The following is a 1,200-nucleotide window of genomic DNA, read 5'->3' as shown; positions in this document are numbered from 1 at the left end:
CTTATACATTAATAAAATACCTGTCTTCTTATCAACATATAATTCAAAGTTTGTTGCACCGAGTTTTGTTGCATAATAATCATTTAATTGTCCTTTAAGAACAGTCGAATTTCTTTTGCTTACAACATAATTATTAGATATGTTCCAATTGTTATAATCTTCTAAAAACACAGTCGCTATTTCTTGTGGGAATATAGATTCAGATGCACGACCAGTCATAATACTTTCAGAACGATAATTGTAAGATTTTTCTCCATTTGGACCTGTGTAATATCTCTCTTTAATATCTTGTGTATAATGGTCTTTTTTAATTTTCGGCTCTGAGCTTTCTTTATTAGTTAAAGTATCAGACTCAACTGTTACCTTTGCATTCTTTTTAATATCTTTTATAGGAGTAGTTTTATTTTTACTCTTTGTTTTCTTTTTAAAAGACGAAACAGTTAATTCATTATTCTCAAAATCGACTTGTTGTATTGGATTTTGGTTATCGAATACTTTTACAGAGGCACTTGGATTATCAGTTACATCAACAATATAATCAATTGTAGATTGAGTGTTGTCTTTGTAATTTTTTATAGTAAAGGATCCTTGAGCTGTATTATAGAAATCAATAGCATTCATCATTTTATAATGTATCTCTTCTTTATCAGATAGTGTTATATTTGAAGCAGCAACCTTTACTTCTTTTGTGTTATCAAAAAAGTTAATACCACCATAAATAATTCCCACACTTAATAATGCAGCAGCCCCTATTGCTACTTTTTTTCGTTTCATCACAAACAACCTCCTAGTATTGTCTTATTGCATCAGCGCCAGTTTTTTCATTATTGATTGCGTAATTAGTCGAGACATAAATGGTATTATACGGAAATATCGCAGCCGAATCATTGTATTTACCTACATAAGACCATCCTGCTGGAGCCATTCTTTGATTAATACTTTTAATGATTGAATCTCCACCATTTTGATTATTATATGCGTGATAAGTTGCGTACTTATTAGTGAAACCAGCATTATTTAAATACACATGTAATTCTGGATTATTTTCACAAAAACCATGTCTCCAAAAATAACGGGAATTTGTGTCTTGATCTGCTGACGTTCTATGAGTCTCACCATAAGAATTAGAATTAGTGTTCAGTATTCAACTACCATTTGTAATCAATTATAAAAATTAACAACTTCTATAATATATACCTA

At 29.8% G+C, this 1,200-nt stretch carries 2 protein-coding genes; both read right to left on the bottom strand.

The window, feature by feature from the left end:
* On the bottom strand, nt 1–774 hold a 774-nt coding region (locus V7014_RS26930; protein ID WP_335512167.1), incomplete at its 3' end, for a hypothetical protein.
* 13 nt (nt 775–787) lie between these two features.
* Nucleotides 788–1,027 (bottom strand): hypothetical protein, encoded by a 240-nt coding sequence (locus tag V7014_RS26925; protein ID WP_335512164.1) that lies wholly within the window; start codon nt 1,025–1,027, stop codon nt 788–790.
* Nucleotides 1,028–1,200 lie beyond the last annotated feature (173 nt).

Origin of the sequence: Bacillus sp. JJ722 (genome assembly GCF_036963345.1) — a bacterium.
GTDB lineage: Bacteria > Bacillota > Bacilli > Bacillales > DSM-1321 > Bacillus_AD.
This window is presented reverse-complemented; position numbering and strand designations above follow the sequence as displayed.